The sequence below is a fragment of the Pantoea sp. Seng genome (genome assembly GCF_009829935.1).
GTDB classification, from domain to species: Bacteria; Pseudomonadota; Gammaproteobacteria; order Enterobacterales; family Enterobacteriaceae; genus Pantoea; species Pantoea communis.
This window is the reverse complement of the sequence record NZ_SZZV01000001.1, coordinates 67,950-85,883: the sequence shown is the minus strand read 5'-3', so window position 1 is coordinate 85,883 and position 17,934 is coordinate 67,950. Positions and strand designations below refer to the sequence as shown.

The window sequence follows — 17,934 nt, the reverse complement described above, 5'->3', positions numbered from 1 at the left end:
AGCTTAACGCTCCCTTTTTTCATTTGTTCATTCAGATATTATGCATGTGCAATTGGCGTGGCATGCTGGTCAGCTTTACGCAGCAGCATCACCAGATAGACCAGCGCCACAGCGGCTATCATCACAAACAGCAATCGGTCAGAGTAATTTTGCATCAGCATCGATGTCATACCCGGCCCGACCAGGCTGCCGATGGTGTAGCTAAACAGCAGCGCCTGATTCATCGCAACCAGTTCATGGTGCGCAACGGTTTCACATGCCCATGACATCGCCACTGGATAGAGCGTGAAGCCAGCCAGCCCCAGCACAAACAGCGCAGGCGCCATGGCAGTATCGCCCAACATGGCAATCGCCCCTAAAATGACCACAAACACCTGAACGCGCAACACCATCAGACGGCCAAAGCGGTCGGCAAGACGTCCCACTGGCCATTGACCGACGATGCCTGAACTCACCAGCAACGCCATCCAGTAACCGACGTTAGCATCACTCATTCCCCGATGGGACAGATATAGCGGCATCAGTCCATACAGTGAGCCCAATACAATACCGGAAATAATGCAGCCGTTAATGCCCAGACGTGAGCTGCGACGGCGCAACATGGTCCAGATGCGACCGGTAGAAGCCTCTTCAGTCGCGGAGCTGGCATTAACACGCAGGAAGACCACCGGCAGCACGGCACAGACGATCAGCGCGGTAACCCATGGGATCACCTGCAGGAGCTCAGTCGAAACGCGACTCACCAGCAACTGACCCGCTACCGTGCCGAGATAGTAGATGATCATATAGGCAGCCAACAGTTGACCGCGATTACGCACTGTACCGCTGCACAGCAACGCACTCTCCACCACCACCCAAATCAGCGCACAGCCGACACCCGCGACAAAACGCAGTGCAGTCCAGCTGTAAAAGCCTTCTAACAACACCATTCCCATGGTTGCGACGGCAAACAGGGCGCTGGCCAGATAGAAACAGCGATTAAAGCCATAGCGGTTGATTAACCAGCCCGCCAGCAATGTCCCCAGCAGATTCCCGGTGTAATAGGCTGAGCTGGCCATACCCACCTGCCATGTCGGCAGTTGATCGTGAGTAAGCCAAAGCGGTACCAGCGTATTAAGCACAGCAATAGACACCGTCATGAGCATTAAGCCGCAGAGCAGCAACACGACGGGGCGTGACCAGGTAGACATAGGGATTAAAAACCAAAGAAATGGAGATAATTGCGCGCAGTTTGCCATTCGCTATTTTAAAGTCAACGGGCAAAAAATCACCACAGCACAATTTGCTGCTGAACAATTTATTATTTTTATCTTCAGCAGCTTAGAGGAGATATATCATCATCACAACACATCGCTATCTTCATGAATTTATGGATTTTAGTGTTTTGAGAGACTCTGCTGACGATGACGTTTATTTCTGATTAATTCTTACTAAAAAATAATCGCTCGCTCCTGAAAATAAAAAACCCGGCATTGCCGGGTTTGACTATCAGAAAGCTGGGGTTAACCAATGATTTCCAATCCGCCCATATAGGGACGCAGCACTTCTGGTACTTCGATACGGCCGTCAGCCTGCTGGTAGTTTTCCAGCACCGCCACCAATGTACGTCCAACTGCCAGGCCTGAACCGTTCAGCGTATGCACCAGGCGAGGCTTCTTGTCGGTTTTACTGCGGCAGCGAGCCTGCATGCGACGCGCCTGGAAATCCCACATGTTGGAACAAGAAGAGATCTCACGATAGGTATCCTGCGCCGGCAGCCACACTTCCAGATCGTAGGTTTTGGCGGAACCAAAGCCCATATCACCAGTACACAGCAGCACCTTACGGTACGGCAGGTTCAGCAACTGCAGGACTTTCTCAGCATGACCAACCAACTCTTCCAGTGCGTCCATTGAAGTCTCAGGCGCAACAATGTGCACCATCTCAACTTTGTCGAACTGGTGCATACGAATCAGACCACGCGTGTCGCGTCCGTAAGAACCTGCTTCAGAGCGGAAGCACGGCGTGTGCGCGGTGAGTTTGATCGGCAGATTTTCTTCTTCCACGATCTCATCACGCACCAGGTTGGTCAGCGGCACTTCCGCCGTCGGGATCAGTGCGTAGTTGCTGCTGCCCGCTTCTTCACCCAAAGGCTTGGTGTGGAACAAGTCTTCACCAAACTTAGGTAATTGGCCCGTACCAAACAGCGTCTCATGGTTGACCAGATACGGCACGTAGGTTTCCAGATAACCGTGCTGTTGAGTGTGCAGATCAATCATGAACTGGCTGAGCGCACGATGCAGGCGAGCGATCTGCCCCTGCATCACGATGAAACGTGAACCGGTCAGTTTCACTGCAGCGGCAAAATCCAGCCCTTTAACGGCTTCACCCAGCTCAACGTGGTCTTTTACCGGGAAATCGAACTGGCGCGGCTGGCCCCAGCGGCTGACTTCCTGATTCTCGCTATCGTCTTTACCCAGCGGCACTTCATCGACCGGCAGGTTAGGCAGCGAGAGGGCAAAATCGCGGATGGTGTTTTGCAGTGTATCCAGCTCAACCTTCGCCGCATCCAGGCGTTCGCCCAGCATGTTCACTTCCTGACGCAGTGGCTCGATGTCTTCCCCACGCGCTTTGGCCTGACCGATGGATTTGGATCGGGAGTTACGCTCTGCCTGCAGATTTTCAGTTTCTACCTGCAGTACTTTACGACGCTCTTCGAGCGAACGCAGCGTTTCCACATCCAGTTTGAATCCTCGGCGTGCCAGTTTTTCAGCGACTGCGTCTGGCTCATTACGCAGCAGATTGGGATCGAGCATGCTTATCCTGTGTAATTAAGGTTGGTTGAACGAATGAAGGGATGCATCCCACTGGAATGCATTGAAATACTTGCTCACCTTACCGTAAGGCGTTTATCAGCGGTAGCGTTTTATCGGGCTATTTTGATCCTGTTCAGCCAACCAGGCGAGTTTTTCGCCGATTTTCCCTTCAAGCCCCCGATTGGTGGGTTGATAGTAGCGCGTTTGCGCCATTTCAGGCGGGAAGAACACCTCTCCTGCCGCGTAAGCATTGGGTTCGTCATGTGCATAACGATACTCTTTGCCCAGCCCCATCTCTTTCATTAATTTGGTGGGCGCATTGCGCAGGTGCTCTGGCACATCATAATCCGGGAATTCTCGTGCGTCGCGCATGGCCGCCTTGAACGCCGTGTAAACCGCATTACTTTTGGGCGCGCAGGCCAGATAGACGATCGCCTGTGCGATGGCGCGCTCACCTTCTGCAGGCCCGACGCGAGTGAAACAGTCCCAAGCCGAAATAGCCACCTGCATACCGCGTGGATCGGCGTTGCCCACATCTTCCGAAGCGATCGCCAGTAAACGGCGTGCAACATACAGCGGATCACCCCCGGCCGTGATGATGCGGGCATACCAGTAGAGAGCGGCATCTGGCGCCGAACCGCGCACGGATTTATGCAGCGCCGAAATCAGATCGTAGAAACGATCGCCTTTATTATCAAAACGCGCCGCCCTTTCTCCCGAGACTTCATTCAGCAGCTGTGGCGTCAGCTCACGCTGACCTTGCGCGTTGCTCTCTGCCATATCCGCCATCATTTCCAGCGTATTCAGCGCACGACGTGCATCGCCGTTAACCAACTCAGCAATCATGCGCCGGGTGTTTTCTGGGAGCAGAATGTCGCTGTTACCGTAACCCCGCGCACTATCCTCCATCGCCTGGGTGAGCACCTGTTCAATATCTTCCGTGGTGAGCGATTTCAGCAGATAGACACGAGCACGCGATAGCAGTGCCGAGTTGAGTTCAAACGATGGATTCTCGGTGGTCGCACCGATAAAGGTAATGGTGCCATCTTCAATATGGGGCAGGAATGCATCCTGCTGGCTTTTATTAAAACGATGAACCTCATCCACAAACAGGATGGTACGGCGGCCCAGTTGACGATTCTGCCGCGCGCGCTCGATGGCTTCACGGATCTCTTTCACGCCGGATGTCACGGCAGAAATTCGCTCGACATCCGCCTTGCCATAGTGCGCAATGATCTCTGCCAGTGTTGTTTTCCCTGTTCCTGGCGGCCCCCACAAAATCATTGAGTGCAAATGCCCGGCTTCAATCGCGCGCGGCAGCGGTTTACCCGCCGCCAGCAGATGCTGTTGCCCGATATACTGCTGCAATGTGCCTGGCCGCATACGCGCGGCCAGCGGCTGGAACTCATTTGAAGAGGCGAAATCCAGGGACAGGTTACTCACCTCGACCTCACTGACGTTGATCGTCCACCGTTACCCCTTTTGGCGGTGTAAAGGTGAACTTATCTGGGCTAATCGCACCGTTTTTCTGGCTCTTCAGCTGATAATCACTGTGTTGACCATCTTGCTCAATCGCACTGAATTTGTTGATGGTGCCGGATGCAGAGACGTTGATGGTGAATTGCTTCAGGTTGCCATCGCTGCTTTTTGGCGTCAGTTCGAAATTATCACCCTGCTGCTTGATGTTGTACTGCTGCCAGTCGCTTGGCTGATTTCGGGCAATCAGCATGAATGGCGTATTGCTGGTGGCGTTCTGCAGCAGGCTAACGCTGGCTTGCTCGACGAACGGATTATAGAACCACAGGTTTTTACCGTCGGAGATAATCACGCTTTCGTCTGGCGCGGTCATATGCCAGTTGAATAAGCTTGGGCGTTTAACCCACAGCTCACCTTCACCATCCTGTACATTTGCACCGCTGCCATCTGTCACTTTCTGGCTAAAGCTGGCATGGAAGCTGTTCACTTTGTTCAGACGCTGCTGCAAATCGCTCGACGCATCCGCCAATACCGACGAAGAAACAAAACCGGCCAGCAGGCCGCAGGCAATAACGCGTAATTTCATCTGATTCGATTCCTTATTCATGGTTTCCCGACACTTACTGCATTAAACGTAGTTGCCGCTCTGTCTGTTCGACAGAAGAAAAAGCCGAAAGCTCCCAACGATATGGGGATCGTTCTGCAGATAAACAACGGGCCAGTGTTAACTGGCCCAGAAGTAAGTCATGGCGTGCGCTAGATTACATCTCATGCGGCGGCGGTGATAGCACCTCGCGGTTACCATTATGGCCCGGTTCAGAGACAATACCCTGCGCTTCCATCTGTTCAATGATGCGCGCTGCACGGTTGTAACCAATACGGAACTGACGCTGAACCCCGGAGATAGAGGCGCGACGTTTCTCGACCACAAATGAGACCGCCTGATCGAACAGCGGATCAAGCTCTTCATCACCATCAAGACCGCCCGCTGTGCTCTCGCTCTCTTCACCCGCGGTAATGCTGTCGATGTATTGCGGACGTCCACGTGCTTTCCAGTCCTGCACCACCGCATGCACTTCCTGATCGCGCACGAAGGCGCCGTGGACACGCACCGGCATTGAGGAGTTAGGCGGCATGTACAGCATGTCCCCCATCCCCAGCAGTGATTCCGCGCCGCCTTGATCAAGAATGGTACGTGAGTCAATTTTACTGGACACCGTAAAGGCGATACGCGTTGGGATGTTGGCTTTGATCAAGCCGGTAATCACATCCACCGACGGACGCTGGGTTGCCAGCACCAGGTGAATACCCGCCGCACGCGCTTTCTGTGCCAGGCGAGCAATCAACTCTTCAACTTTCTTGCCCACCGCCATCATCAGATCGGCGAATTCATCGACCAACACCACGATATACGGCAGTTTTTCCAGCACTGGCGGCGTAGTGTCCATGCTGTCACCCGGCTTCCAGAACGGGTCTGGAATTGGACGCCCCATGGCAGCAGCCTGCTCAATTTTCTCGTTGTAACCGGCAAGATTACGCACGCCCAGCGCAGACATCAGTTTATAGCGGCGTTCCATCTCACCCACACTCCAGCGCAGCGCGTTCGCTGCATCTTTCATGTCGGTGACCACCTCAGTCAGCAAATGCGGAATGCCTTCGTAGACGGAGAGCTCCAGCATTTTCGGGTCGATCATGATAAAGCGCACTTCTTCTGGTGTGGCTTTATACAGCATGCTGATGATCATGGTGTTCACACCAACCGACTTACCGGAACCGGTCGTACCGGCAACCAGCAGATGCGGCATCTTCGCCAGATCGGCCACCACCGGCTGGCCCGAAATGTCTTTACCCAGCACCACTGACAACGGTGACGGGTTATCACGGAACTTGTCGCAATCCAGCACTTCGCGCAGATACACGGTTTGGCGATGTTTGTTCGGTAATTCCAGGCCGACGTAAGGTTTGCCTGGAATCACTTCCACCACACGCACCGCGACGGCAGAGAGCGAACGGGCCAAATCGCGCGACAGGTTAGAGATACGTGCGGCTTTCACGCCAGGAGCGAGATCCAGCTCAAAGCGGGTGATAACCGGGCCAGGCGAGATGCCCACCACCTCAGCTTTCACACGATAATCGGCCAGACGCGCTTCAACCAGACGTGCTGTCTGCTCAAGCGCGAACATATCCACCGGTTCCTCTTCCGAAGGTGGAGAGGTCAGCAAATCAAGCGTCGGCAGCGGCGTAGAAGGCTTTTCCAGCGGACGTTCATGACGAACCAGGAACGGATGGAACAGGCTATCTTGCGCAGGTGCGACCGGTTGAGGCGCTTCTGCTGGCGCAGCATAGCTTTCGGTCTCGGGTGATGACCATGGACTATTGTGCTCATTCAGCGATGGCATGGCTTCCGGCTGCGGTGCTGCAGGTTGTTGCCACTGCGCAGGTGCTTCAGATTGCGGTGCGGCAGGCTGCTGCCACTGCGAAGGCGCTTCAGGTTGCGGTGCGACAGACTGCTGCCATTGCGCAGGCGCTTCCGGCTCAGGCGTGGCAGCGATGGTAAACAATGGCTCGCTTGGGCCGTCATCAACCAAATCTTTCATCGGCGAAAAATCAAAGGCTGATGAAGTATCAAGGTTAAATACTGGACCTTCATTGGTATCAGATTGCTGATAGCGTTGTTGCTGCTGAGCGGCAAACTGATTAGCCAACTGCGCCTGATGTAAAGCCTCTTCATCTTCTTCGACTTGATGCTGTCCGGTCTCTGCATAGCGCTGCTGTTGCTGAGACGCAAACGCTTCACGCAGTTGGGCTTCCTGCAACGCGGCATCCTCTTCATGATCCTGTAACGGTTCATGATAGGTCGCGGTCATTTCAGGCAGTTGCTGTTCGGCTTCTTCGCGCGCTTTGTCTTCAGCCATACGCTGTGACGGCAACTTAATGCCGTAAGAAGCCAGTTCACGACGTGTTGGCAGTTTAACTTTGTTCGGACGCGGCAATTCAGGGCCAATACCCTGCTTCACCTGCGGGTTGTAATCGCGCTCCGGCACCACATCGAAAGCGGGTGTATACGCAGAAGCCGTTTTCGCTGCAGCTGCCCCCACTGCTGCGGCTGCCGCAGTGTTCAGAGAAGCAGATGATTGAGCGGCATCCTGCCAGTTCCCCATGCGTGGCCCTTCATTGTCATCAACGGGTGAAAACGCTGAAGGTGCAGGTTCGCCCGGAACTTCAAAGCGATACAGCGGCGGTGCGGGTTGAATAACCGGTTCAGGCGCAGGCGGTACCGCAACAGGTGCTTCTGCCGCTCGCACTTCCGGGGTATGAACAACAGGTGCCGCTTCGGCTGGTGCATTGAACACGGGGGAAGGCACAACTGGCGCCTGGTGTGCTGCTTCGGCGGTCACAGCAATGGCTGCAGCTGTCGCGGCACTGGCTTTGGCTAGCAGAGGATCATCCGGCAGCTGTTCGGCGATAGGCTCAGCCACCTTACGCGGCTTAGCCAGTAGAACGTCATCATCGTCATCATGCGATTGCGCAGCACGCAGTTGAGGCGCAGCATGTTCGGCATGCTCTTCCTCTTCTTCGTACTCATCTTCTTCCTGCCAGGGTTCGTCATGACGAGAGCGGTTGCTGGCGAAGGTCAGCACGCCCATCACCACGCTCCCGATTTTTTCGGCGATCGTCAACCACGACCAGCCTGTGTACAGGGTTATGCCTGCCGCCCAGACGCAGATCAGCGTTAAAGTACCGCCGGCAGAACTAAACCAGGGTGCCATCGCATTACTGACGAGGCTGCCAATCACACCGCCCGAAGCAAAGTACCAGATGTCATCGACGTTCAGCGCGGCTAAACCACAAGTGGTCACCACCAGCGCCAGCACGCCAATCAGGCGTAAGCCCACCGCAAAGTAATCGATGTAATCCTGGCGATCGCGCTGACGGAATGTAATCCAGCACAAACCAATGATGACCGGAGGTATGGCATACGCCATCACGCCGAAAATGAATAAGAGCGTATCCGCCAGCCATGCGCCGACACTACCACCCAAATTATGGATCGGTTCATGCCAGGCGGTCTGAGACCAGCTGGGATCGGAAGGGTTGAAGCTAACCAGCGACACCATCAAATAGATGGCGAACAGGGCCACAAGGATGAGCAACGCTTCCAGCAGCCTGCGTCCACTGCTCAGCGGTTGTAACGAAACGTCTTTATCTTCTGTATATTCCTGGCTCAAGAGAACTCTCCAGGTGCCTGTAAATTAAGAAGGCAACAGCGCCGGGCAAGCCCGACGCTGGTCCTGTATGAATTCACAGGAGTGTACCGAATTCCTGCAAGTTTTGCACCTGCCCTGCATTACCGGGTTTTGATCACCAGACGATTGCTCTGTTTGACCTCTTCCATCACCACGTAAGTACGGGTGTCGTTAACGCCCGGCAGGCGCAGCAAGGTTTCACCCAAAAGCTTACGGTAGGCGGACATGTCCGGTACACGGGTTTTCAACAGGTAGTCAAAGTCACCGGAAACGAGGTGACACTCTTGAGTTTCCTCAAGTTTTTGCACAGCGGCGTTAAATTGTTCAAACACATCTGGCGCACCACGATTCAGAGTAATCTCAACGAATACCAGCAGTGAAGCATCCAGATAATGTGGGTTCAGTTGTGCGGTGTAACCCAAAATGAAGCCCTGACGTTCCAGGCGACGCACACGCTCAAGACACGGCGTAGGTGATAAGCCAACACGTTTTGAAAGCTCAACATTAGAAATACGGCCGTCTTTTTGCAATTCATTCAGAATGTTTCTGTCGATACGGTCCAGATCTTTTCCGGGGCGTTTCTTATTGTCTACCATTATTATTGTCTCTCTTAATTCCTTCCCTTTACCTGCCACACCCTGAAAACGCTCATTGTTCAGGGCCTTACTGAAGTGAAGACGATAAGTCTGTGCAGTAATGCTTCCATCCGTATGACGCATGTTGTCTGTCCACATCATGCGTCATTACCAATGTCAGACTGAGTTTATCCGGCAAAAACGTGCAAAACAGAAATGAAATTCTGTTTTGAACCGCTAAATATTCTCCGCTTCTGGTAATGTTTTCGCAAAACAGCAGGCGATTGTCAAAGTAAAACATCCAAATTCAGTACAAGATGCCAGATAGAGTTCTGGGTTGCTGTTTTTAAATGAGAATTTTTATGCTGCTGCACCAAAATTTGCCGAGCATTGCCCCCTTTTGGCGCAATCGACGTGCAGAATTTGCACTCATCGACTACGCCGCTTGCAGCGATTGTTATCAAAATTGCTGAAACCTTTTTTTGCTGCGCTAATTTCCCTACAATCAAAACTATGTTGTCGCAAAAAACTGAGGAACGCATGAGTACGGCCAAACACAGTAAGCTGCTCATTTTAGGCTCCGGCCCTGCCGGATATACTGCGGCAGTCTATGCCGCCCGCGCTAACCTGAATCCGGTATTGATTACCGGGCTGGAAAAAGGCGGTCAGCTCACCACCACAACTGAAGTGGAGAATTGGCCAGGCGATCCGAACGATCTGACAGGCCCGGCGTTGATGGAACGTATGCAAGAGCATGCCGAGAAATTCAACACCGAAATTATTTTCGACCATATTCATACGGTAGATTTGCAGAATCGCCCGTTCCGTTTAACGGGGGACAGTGGCGAATACACCGCTGACGCGCTGATCATTGCTACTGGCGCCTCCGCACGTTATCTCGGCCTGCCCTCTGAAGAAGCGTTCAAAGGCAAAGGCGTTTCCGCCTGTGCGACCTGTGACGGTTTCTTTTATCGCAATCAAGAAGTCGCGGTGATTGGTGGCGGTAATACCGCGGTGGAAGAGGCCCTTTACCTGGCAAATATCGCGGCGAAAGTCCATTTGATTCACCGTCGTGATAGCTTCCGTGCGGAAAAAATCCTGATCGATCGTCTGATGGATAAAGTGCGCAACGGCAACATCGTACTGCACACTGATCGCACACTGGAAGAAGTGGTCGGCGATCAGATGGGTGTCACCGGTGTGAAACTGCTTTCCACCAAAGGTGAAGAGCCGGAAACGCTGGATGTTGCCGGGCTGTTTGTGGCGATTGGTCATAGCCCGAATACTGCCATTTTCGACGGCCAGCTGGCGCTGGAAAACGGCTATATCAAAGTGCAGTCCGGTCTGCAGGGCAATGCGACCCAGACCAGCATTCCTGGCGTGTTTGCGGCGGGTGACGTGATGGATCATATTTATCGCCAGGCGATCACCTCTGCCGGCACCGGCTGTATGGCGGCGCTGGATGCAGAACGCTATCTTGACGGGCTTGTTAAAACCGATCTGTAACTTGTTAATAAGCTGATCATAATTGCAAAGAGGCGACCTGTTTAGGTCGCCTTTTTTATTGCCTGCATGCTAAAGTTCATGCGCTTACTATTTCCGGATACTTTATCCGGTTTTGCCTCTCTCCATCAGTGATCAAACGGCTTCGCATGGAAAAATCACGGCAGCAACATCTTCTTCGCTGGCTCCGCCAGCAACGTCTTCATGGCGCACGAAGTTTACGTGCCGCATCGCTATTCGGTTTTGCCGGTGCACTGGTGATTATTGCTCAAGCCTGGTTGCTGGCCTCGCTGCTGCAGAATCTTATTGTCGCCCAACAACCGCGCGGTGACCTGCTGACTGATTTCATCCTGCTGCTGTTGTGCTTTGCTCTTCGCGCAGGTCTGCACTATGCACGAGAAATGGCAGGTTACCGTGCTGGCGTTGCCATCCGCCGCGCTCTGCGCAAGCAGGTACTGGATAAGCTGAATGATTTAGGTCCTGCCTGGGTTCAGGGCAAACCAGCGGGAAGCTGGGCAACGCTGCTGCTTGAGCAAATTGAAGAGATGCAAGAGTATTACGCGCGGTATCTGCCACAGATGTCACTGGCCGTTTTTATTCCCTTCGCCATCCTGATAGCCATCTTCCCGATTAACTGGGCGGCAGGATTGATCCTGCTCGCGACCGCACCGCTGATTCCGATTTTCATGGCGATGGTCGGCATGGGTGCCGCCGATGCAAACCGTCGCAACTTCCTCGCACTGGCGCGTCTGAGCGGCGATTTTTATGACCGCCTGCGCGGGCGTGAAACCTTGCGCCTGTTCTACAGGGCTGCCGCTGAACAGCAGGCGATTGCTGAAAGCACCACGGATTTTCGTCAGCGCACCATGGAAGTGCTGCGCCTTGCTTTTCTCTCTTCCGCAGTGCTGGAATTCTTTGCCTCACTGGCGATTGCCGTGGTCGCGGTCTATTTTGGCTTCTCCTATCTTGGCGAACTCAATTTCGGCCATTACGGCACTGGCGTGACCTTGTTCGCCGGATTCCTCGCGCTGATATTGGCGCCTGAGTTTTTCCAGCCGCTGCGCGATCTGGGTACTTTTTACCACGCTAAAGCGCAAGCTGTGGGGGGCGCCGATGCACTGGATCGTTTTCTTAACGAAAGTCCGGAAATCCCAGCTTCCGCCTCCAGCCTGTCAGTCGCTTTCGATACCCCTTTAAGCCTTGAAGCACAAGATTTGGTGGTGATGACAGCCAAAGGTGAAGCGTTATCACAGCCGCTGAATTTTACGCTTAAGGCGAATAAACGCGTGGCGCTGGTGGGTCAGAGTGGAGCAGGTAAATCAGCACTGATGAACGTGTTGCTCGGCTTTCTACCCTATCAAGGATCGCTGCGGGTCAATGGGCATGAACTGCGGAATATCAGCCGTGAGAACTGGCAGCAGCATCTGGCGTGGGTCGGTCAAAATCCCCATTTGCCCGCGACCACGTTGCGCGAAAACCTGTCTCTCAACAGCAGCATGGATGAAGCAACACTGCGCAGCGTTTTGCAACAGGCGGGCGTGGATGAGTTTCTCGCCCGTTTACCGCAAGGCCTCGACACATCCATTGGCGATGGTGGAATGGGCCTTTCTGTTGGCCAGGCACAACGCGTCGCCGTTGCGCGTGCACTGTTGAAACCGGCACAACTCCTGCTGCTGGACGAGCCCGGTTCAGGTCTTGATAGCCAAAGTGAGCAGCATGTGTTGCGCGCATTAAATCAGGCAGCCACACAGCAAACCACCCTCATGATCACCCACCAACTTCACGATCTTGCCAGTTGGGATGAAGTTTGGGTGATGCAATCCGGGCAACTGGTGCAGCAGGGGCAGTGGCAACAACTGATTGCTCAGGACGGGCCGTTGCGTGCCATGGTGCAGCATCGCCAGCAGGAGATTGTCTGATGAATCCACTATTGCCGTTTCTGCGCCTGTTTCGTCGTCATCCCTGGCGTTTAGGTCTGGGCATCGTGTTAGCCATTGCGACTTTGCTCGCCAGTATCGGCTTGCTCACCCTATCTGGCTGGTTCCTTGCCGCCTCATCGCTGGCTGGCGTGGCTGGCCTTTACAGTTTCAACTATATGTTGCCCGCAGCAGGGGTGCGTGGCGCGGCCATCACTCGCACTGCGTCGCGTTACTTCGAACGCTTAGTTAGTCACGATGCCACTTTCAGGGTGTTGCAGCATTTGCGTGTGTTCACCTTTAGCAAACTGATCGCACTGGCCCCCGAACAACTGGCCTGTTTCAGACAGGGCGAACTGCTTAACCGCTTTGTCAGTGATGTCGATACGTTAGACCATCTCTATCTGCGCGTCATTTCACCGCTGGTCGGCGCGGCGGTAGTGATAGTGGTAGTCACTTGCGGTCTGGCGATATTGGATGTGCCACTGGCGCTGCTGTTGGGCGGGATGATGTCACTGACGCTTTTGCTCATGCCGCCGCTGTTCTGGCGATTAGGCACCTCAGCCGGGCATCGCATCGCCCAGCACCAAGCCAGCTGGCGCTTGCAACTGACGCAATGGGTAACCGGACTGGCTGAACTGCAAATTTATGGTGCTGCGGCCTTATGGCGTCAAAAACTGGATGCGGAGGAAATGCGCTGGCAGCAGGCACAGCAGCGTCAGCATCGTCTGCAAGCGCTGGCGCAAAGCCTGTTATTGTTAACTAGTGGATCAACCGTCGTCTTGCTGCTGTGGATCTCCGCAGCGGGCGTGGGCGGCGATAGCGCACCTGGCGCATTCATCGCACTTTTCGTGTTCTGCGGCCTGGCGGCATTTGAAGCGCTGGCACCGGTAGCAGGCGCCTTTTTGCCGCTTTCGCAGGTCACTGGTGCGGCGCAACGCGTACAGGAAATCATTGAGCAAGCGCCTCTGATTCGTTTTCCATCCTCGACCGTGCCCTCTGATTCGGGCATCAGCCTGACGCTGGAAAAAATCACTTTCAGCTATCCGCAGCGACCGGAACCGGTACTCAGGCACTTCTCGCTGACACTGCGAACCGGTGAGCATCTGGCACTGCTCGGCCCCACCGGCTGCGGCAAATCCAGTTTGCTGGCACTGATCACGCGTGGCTGGCAGGCGCAGCAGGGTGACATTCGACTGAATAATATTCCCCTAGCTGAGTGGGACGAAAAAAGTCTGCGTCAACGTATCAGCGTGGTCACGCAGCGCGTGCATCTGTTTAGTCAGACGTTACGCGATAATTTACTGCTGGCACACCCTGCCGCCAGTGATGAACAACTGAATGCAGCACTGCATCAGGTTGGACTCACCCATTTGGCGGAACATGATGAAGGGCTCAACGCATGGATGGGCGAAGGTGGCCGCCCGCTGTCGGGAGGCGAACTGCGCCGCCTGGCCATTGCACGCGCCCTGTTGCACAACGGCGATCTATGGTTGCTTGATGAGCCCACCGAAGGCCTGGACGCCACCACCGAACAGCAGATATTGACGCTGTTGCGCCAGGTCAGTCAGGGTAAGACGGTTATCATGGTGACCCATCGCCTCAGCGGCCTGGCAACAATGGATCGTATTTGCGTGATGGACCAGGGACAGATTATTGAGTCGGGCACGCATGACGAATTAATCTCAAAAGCAGGACGCTATTGGCGTTTCCACCAGCGCTTTGCGCTATAGTCTTAGCGAGCAGCCCGAAGGGTAATTGACGCAATGAGACTGGTACAACTTTCACGGGATTCATTAAATTTTCCTCCGCCGGAGATGGCGCTGCGCGAGCCGAATGGATTATTGGCGATGGGCGGCGACCTCTCCCCTGCCCGACTGATGAACGCCTATCAGCGCGGCATTTTCCCCTGGTTTTCGCCCGGCGATCCGATTCTATGGTGGTCGCCCGATCCGCGTGCCGTGATGCTTCCTGAATCTTTTCATCTCAGCCGCAGCATGGCGCGTTTTCATCGCCGTTCACCTTTTCGCGTTACCATGAATCATGCTTTCCCGCAGGTACTGGAAGGCTGTGCCAGCGGCAGACAAGAAGGCACCTGGATTACCTTTGAGGTGAAACGCGCCTGGCTGCGTTTGTACGAGCTGGGTCACGCGCATTCGATTGAAGTCTGGAATGATAATCGGCTGGTAGGCGGCATATATGGTCTGGCGCTTGGGCAGATTTTTTGTGGCGAGTCGATGTTTAGCCGCCAGGAAAATGCGTCAAAAACTGCGCTGTGGGTGTTCTCTCAGCATTTTCTCGCTCATCAGGGACGCTTGATTGATTGCCAGGTGCTTAACCCACATACGGCTTCGTTGGGCGCCGTTGAAATCCCGCGTGTCGATTATTTACAGTACGTGCAAACACTGGCGTGGCAGCCTGTTTTAAGCGGTTGCTGGCAAACACAAACCCTTTTTTGACCCTGCTCGCAGATGTTTTGCACACAATTCCCGACAAAAGTGATACAATAAGCGAGTTTGGTATGTCGTCCGCGCTTCGCTGTGGCGAGCCGGAATTGCCAGGTTGGGAATCTCATCCATTTCCCGAAGCTGTTACCGTTGTGCACTTGATGCCAATTGCGACAACTTCTTAGCCCGCTAATCCCCCGCAGACGTCAATAAAAACACCCGAATTTTTCCGTAATGCACGCGCAATGGCGCGACGCACGGCGAAGCGTTGGCAAAATCGCCAACGGTTCTTTACATAAATCATGGAATTCGGCATTATCTTGCCGGTTCAACAGTTTGGTAGTTCACCCCAGAGGATTCGATGGCCAAAGAAGACAATATTGAAATGCAAGGTACCGTACTGGATACGTTACCTAACACCATGTTCCGCGTAGAACTTGAAAACGGGCACGTGGTTACCGCTCATATCTCCGGTAAAATGCGCAAAAACTACATCCGCATCCTGACGGGCGACAAAGTGACTGTCGAGTTGACCCCGTACGACCTGAGCAAAGGCCGCATTGTCTTCCGTAGTCGCTAAGTTGTTGTCCACATCTCGCGTTTGTGGCAATTAACTGAGCGCGAAAAAAAAGGCCGGATTTTCATCCGGCCTTTTCTTATCTGCAACTCAGCACATCAGTGCACAGTCCCTTCGGTTTTACGTTTTTCCGCACTCAGGAAATGGTAGGTCAGCTGGTTTTTTTCTTTATCCAGCGCCACCGAGACTGAACCGCCATCCACTAATGAACCAAACAGCAGTTCGTTAGCCAGTGGTTTCTTCAGATTCTCCTGCACGGCACGTGCCATTGGACGGGCACCCATCGCTTTGTCGTAACCTTTATCCGCCAGCCAGTCACGAGCATCATCACTGACTTCCAGCGAGACGCCTTTTGCATCCAGTTGCGCTTGCAACTCGACGATGAACTTATCCACCACCTGATGGATCACCGCGGTATCCAGATGACGGAACCAGATAATGTTATCCAGACGGTTACGGAACTCAGGCGTAAAGATCTTTTTGATCTCTTCCATCGCGTCGGTGCTGTTGTCCTGCTGAATCAAACCAATCGACTTGCGCTCAGTTTCACGAACACCGGCGTTGGTGGTCATCACCAGCACCACATTGCGGAAGTCCGCTTTGCGGCCGTTGTTATCGGTCAGCATGCCGTTATCCATCACCTGCAGCAGCAGGTTAAAGACATCCGGGTGCGCTTTCTCGATTTCATCCAGCAGCACCACCGCATGCGGATGCTTAATCACCGCATCGGTGAGCAAACCACCCTGATCGAAACCAACATATCCCGGAGGTGCACCGATCAAACGGCTAACGGTGTGGCGCTCCATATACTCGGACATATCGAAACGCAGCAGCTCAATCCCCAGGGCCTTCGCCAACTGAACCGTCACTTCGGTTTTACCGACGCCGGTTGGCCCAGCAAACAGGAATGACCCCACGGGTTTGCGATCCTGACCGAGACCGGCACGGCTCATCTTGATCGCTTCAGTCAGTGCTTCAATCGCGTTATCCTGGCCAAACACCAGCATTTTCAGACGATCGCCGAGATTTTTCAGCGTGTCGCGATCGGTGGCTGACACACTTTGCTCTGGGATACGCGCAATACGTGCCACCACAGATTCAATATCCGACACGTTGACCGTTTTCTTACGCTTACTCACCGGCACCAGACGTGCACGCGCACCTGCTTCATCTATCACGTCAATCGCCTTATCCGGCAGATGACGATCGTTGATGTATTTCACCGCCAGTTCCACGGCTGCACGCACTGCCTTCGCGGTATAACGCACATCATGGTGAGCTTCATACTTCGGTTTCAGTCCGTTAAGAATCTGCACGGTTTCTTCGACAGAAGGTTCGGTAATGTCGATCTTCTGGAAACGACGCGCCAGCGCACGATCCTTCTCAAAGATGTTGCTGAACTCCTGATAGGTGGTTGAACCCATCACGCGGATTTTCCCGCTGGAGAGCAACGGTTTGATCAGGTTAGCGGCATCCACCTGTCCACCGGACGCGGCACCCGCACCGATAATGGTGTGAATTTCATCGATAAACAGGATGCTACTGGTGTCTTGTTCCAGCTGTTTCAGCAGCGCTTTGAAACGTTTTTCAAAATCACCACGGTACTTGGTACCCGCAAGCAGCGAACCGATATCCAGCGAGTAGATGGTGCAATCTTTCATCACTTCCGGAACATCGCCCTGCACAATGCGCCAGGCCAGCCCTTCTGCAATCGCAGTTTTACCCACGCCAGATTCACCCACCAGCAGCGGATTATTCTTACGGCGACGGCACAATACCTGAATGGCACGCTCCAGCTCTTTATCGCGGCCGATCAGCGGGTCGATTCCGCCGACACGAGCAAGCTGATTAAGATTGGTGGTGAAGTTTTCCATACGTTCCTCCCCGCCTGCTTGCTCTTCGTTAACCGGATTCTCCGCATTGTTCTGCGGCTGGCCCGGCTCATCTTTACGCGTACCATGGGAGATGAAGTTCACCACATCGAGGCGGCTGACTTCGTGTTTGCGCAGCAGGTAAGCCGCTTGAGACTCCTGCTCGCTGAAAATGGCGACCAGCACGTTCGCGCCTGCCACTTCGCTGCGACCGGATGACTGGACATGGAATACCGCACGTTGCAACACGCGCTGGAAGCTGAGCGTTGGTTGAGTATCACGCTCCTCTTCACTGGCTGGCAGCACCGGCGTGGTTTGTTCGATGAAGGCTTCGAGTTCCTGTCGCAGAGCCACGATATCCACCGTACAGGCTTCCAGTGCCTCTCTGGCCGACGGGTTGCTAAGCAATGCCAGCAACAGATGCTCGACGGTCATAAATTCATGACGGTGCTCGCGCGCTCTGGCGAAAGCCATGTTTAAACTGAGTTCCAGTTCTTGATTGAGCATTTGGCACCTCCCCCAATTAT

At 54.0% G+C, this 17,934-nt stretch carries 14 protein-coding genes; 6 read left to right on the top strand and 8 right to left on the bottom strand.

Annotation, left to right across the window (positions count from 1 at the left end; translation table 11 throughout):
• Positions 1-38 precede the first annotated feature (38 nt).
• The gene (locus tag FD737_RS00390; protein WP_058961785.1) at positions 39-1,190 is read right to left on the bottom strand and encodes an MFS transporter; all 1,152 of its coding nucleotides are present in this window, start codon (positions 1,188-1,190) and stop codon (positions 39-41) included.
• Here FD737_RS00390 and FD737_RS23655 point away from each other — a divergent pair.
• Entirely contained in the window at positions 1,138-1,365 is a 228-nt protein-coding gene (locus FD737_RS23655; protein ID WP_202404440.1) for a hypothetical protein, read from the top strand. The two genes, FD737_RS00390 and FD737_RS23655, sit on opposite strands and share 53 nt — an antisense overlap.
• A gap of 137 nt (positions 1,366-1,502) precedes the next feature.
• On the opposite strand, the gene serS is transcribed toward FD737_RS23655, so the two are convergent.
• From serS to FD737_RS00360, 6 genes are all read right to left on the bottom strand, one after another.
• Complete coding sequence (gene serS / locus FD737_RS00385) at positions 1,503-2,795, bottom strand: serine--tRNA ligase (protein WP_160832427.1); 1,293 nt, start codon at positions 2,793-2,795, stop codon at positions 1,503-1,505.
• A 96-nt stretch (positions 2,796-2,891) separates the two neighbouring features.
• The gene (locus FD737_RS00380) at positions 2,892-4,238 is read right to left on the bottom strand and encodes a replication-associated recombination protein A (RefSeq protein WP_097119330.1); all 1,347 of its coding nucleotides are present in this window, start codon (positions 4,236-4,238) and stop codon (positions 2,892-2,894) included.
• 7 nt (positions 4,239-4,245) lie between these two features.
• On the bottom strand, positions 4,246-4,857 hold the full coding sequence (lolA, locus tag FD737_RS00375; RefSeq protein ID WP_034820613.1) for an outer membrane lipoprotein chaperone LolA: 612 nt from the start codon (positions 4,855-4,857) through the stop codon (positions 4,246-4,248).
• Between the two features lie 175 nt (positions 4,858-5,032).
• Entirely contained in the window at positions 5,033-8,500 is a 3,468-nt protein-coding gene (locus FD737_RS00370; protein ID WP_160832426.1) for a DNA translocase FtsK 4TM domain-containing protein, read from the bottom strand.
• A gap of 119 nt (positions 8,501-8,619) precedes the next feature.
• Positions 8,620-9,114 carry a leucine-responsive transcriptional regulator Lrp gene (lrp, locus tag FD737_RS00365; protein ID WP_006118610.1) on the bottom strand — a complete coding sequence of 165 codons (495 nt, stop codon included), beginning with the start codon at positions 9,112-9,114 and terminating at the stop codon, positions 8,620-8,622.
• A 266-nt stretch (positions 9,115-9,380) separates the two neighbouring features.
• Positions 9,381-9,665, bottom strand: coding sequence for a hypothetical protein (locus FD737_RS00360; protein ID WP_160832425.1), 285 nt, complete (start codon positions 9,663-9,665; stop codon positions 9,381-9,383).
• On the opposite strand from FD737_RS00360, the gene trxB reads away from it, so the two are divergent.
• From trxB to infA, 5 genes are all read left to right on the top strand, one after another.
• The gene (trxB, locus tag FD737_RS00355; RefSeq protein WP_045834092.1) at positions 9,634-10,599 is read left to right on the top strand and encodes a thioredoxin-disulfide reductase; all 966 of its coding nucleotides are present in this window, start codon (positions 9,634-9,636) and stop codon (positions 10,597-10,599) included. The genes FD737_RS00360 and trxB overlap by 32 nt on opposite strands.
• Positions 10,600-10,745: 146 nt before the next feature.
• Positions 10,746-12,515, top strand: coding sequence for a cysteine/glutathione ABC transporter permease/ATP-binding protein CydD (cydD, locus tag FD737_RS00350; RefSeq protein WP_160832424.1), 1,770 nt, complete (start codon positions 10,746-10,748; stop codon positions 12,513-12,515).
• Positions 12,515-14,245: a cysteine/glutathione ABC transporter ATP-binding protein/permease CydC gene (gene cydC, locus FD737_RS00345; protein WP_160832423.1), complete on the top strand. Its 1,731-nt coding sequence runs from the start codon at positions 12,515-12,517 to the stop codon at positions 14,243-14,245. Before cydD ends, cydC begins: the two co-directional genes overlap by 1 nt.
• A gap of 33 nt (positions 14,246-14,278) precedes the next feature.
• Complete coding sequence (gene aat / locus FD737_RS00340) at positions 14,279-14,971, top strand: leucyl/phenylalanyl-tRNA--protein transferase (RefSeq protein WP_160832422.1); 693 nt, start codon at positions 14,279-14,281, stop codon at positions 14,969-14,971.
• A 349-nt stretch (positions 14,972-15,320) separates the two neighbouring features.
• Positions 15,321-15,539: a translation initiation factor IF-1 gene (gene infA / locus FD737_RS00335; protein WP_002211347.1), complete on the top strand. Its 219-nt coding sequence runs from the start codon at positions 15,321-15,323 to the stop codon at positions 15,537-15,539.
• Between the two features lie 95 nt (positions 15,540-15,634).
• On the opposite strand, the gene clpA is transcribed toward infA, so the two are convergent.
• Positions 15,635-17,914 carry an ATP-dependent Clp protease ATP-binding subunit ClpA gene (clpA, locus tag FD737_RS00330; RefSeq protein ID WP_034820660.1) on the bottom strand — a complete coding sequence of 760 codons (2,280 nt, stop codon included), beginning with the start codon at positions 17,912-17,914 and terminating at the stop codon, positions 15,635-15,637.
• Positions 17,915-17,934 lie beyond the last annotated feature (20 nt).

Bases quoted from the DNA above. Each gene is read 5' to 3' on its own strand.
- lolA (WP_034820613.1), bottom strand. From the start codon at position 4,857: ATGAAATTACGCGTTATTGCCTGCGGCCTGCTGGCCGGTTTTGTTTCT.
- FD737_RS23655 (WP_202404440.1), top strand. From the start codon at position 1,138: ATGAGCATTAAGCCGCAGAGCAGCAACACGACGGGGCGTGACCAGGTA.
- lrp (WP_006118610.1), bottom strand. From the start codon at position 9,114: ATGGTAGACAATAAGAAACGCCCCGGAAAAGATCTGGACCGTATCGAC.
- clpA (WP_034820660.1), bottom strand. From the start codon at position 17,914: ATGCTCAATCAAGAACTGGAACTCAGTTTAAACATGGCTTTCGCCAGA.
- cydD (WP_160832424.1), top strand. From the start codon at position 10,746: ATGGAAAAATCACGGCAGCAACATCTTCTTCGCTGGCTCCGCCAGCAA.
- serS (WP_160832427.1), bottom strand. From the start codon at position 2,795: ATGCTCGATCCCAATCTGCTGCGTAATGAGCCAGACGCAGTCGCTGAA.
- aat (WP_160832422.1), top strand. From the start codon at position 14,279: ATGAGACTGGTACAACTTTCACGGGATTCATTAAATTTTCCTCCGCCG.
- FD737_RS00360 (WP_160832425.1), bottom strand. From the start codon at position 9,665: ATGAGCAGCTTACTGTGTTTGGCCGTACTCATGCGTTCCTCAGTTTTT.
- trxB (WP_045834092.1), top strand. From the start codon at position 9,634: ATGAGTACGGCCAAACACAGTAAGCTGCTCATTTTAGGCTCCGGCCCT.
- infA (WP_002211347.1), top strand. From the start codon at position 15,321: ATGGCCAAAGAAGACAATATTGAAATGCAAGGTACCGTACTGGATACG.
- cydC (WP_160832423.1), top strand. From the start codon at position 12,515: ATGAATCCACTATTGCCGTTTCTGCGCCTGTTTCGTCGTCATCCCTGG.
- FD737_RS00390 (WP_058961785.1), bottom strand. From the start codon at position 1,190: ATGTCTACCTGGTCACGCCCCGTCGTGTTGCTGCTCTGCGGCTTAATG.